Origin of the sequence: Pseudomonas sp. HAR-UPW-AIA-41 (genome assembly GCF_002304225.1) — a bacterium.
Lineage (GTDB): Bacteria > Pseudomonadota > Gammaproteobacteria > Pseudomonadales > Pseudomonadaceae > Aquipseudomonas.
On sequence record NZ_NSLB01000031.1, the window covers coordinates 1 to 436 of the forward strand.

1 protein-coding gene is annotated in these 436 nt (G+C 43.8%); it reads right to left on the reverse strand.

What is annotated here, in order from left to right; all coding sequences use genetic code 11:
* Positions 1-330: dihydrofolate reductase (locus CK486_RS17730; RefSeq protein ID WP_141248933.1), on the reverse strand; the 330-nt coding region annotated here is incomplete at its 3' end.
* Positions 331-436 lie beyond the last annotated feature (106 nt).

Below are 436 nucleotides of genomic sequence, written 5' to 3' on the forward strand. Positions count from 1 at the left end.
AAAAATTTCCGCTCCACCCGTAATAAATAACTGCTCTTCTTTCTCCGCTTTCTCTACTAATTCGTCCACAGAGTAAACAACGGTACAGTCTTCCGCTTCATACTGGCGATCACGAGTTAAAATCACATTTTCTCGCCCCGGCAACGGCTTGCCGATCGATTCAAATGTCTTTCTCCCCATCACAATCGGATGACCCATCGTCGTTTCTTTAAAAAACTTCAAATCCTCTGGCAGTCGCCAAGGCAATTGATTATTTTTGCCGATGACACCGTTTTGATCCATCGCCCAAATAATGACCGTTACATACAATCGATCTGCAAACGGGAGCATTAAGCGAAAAAATTTCCGCTCCACCCGTAATAAATAACTGCTCTTCTTTCTCCGCTTTCTCTACTAATTCGTCCACAGAGTAAACAACGGTACAGTCTTCCGCTTC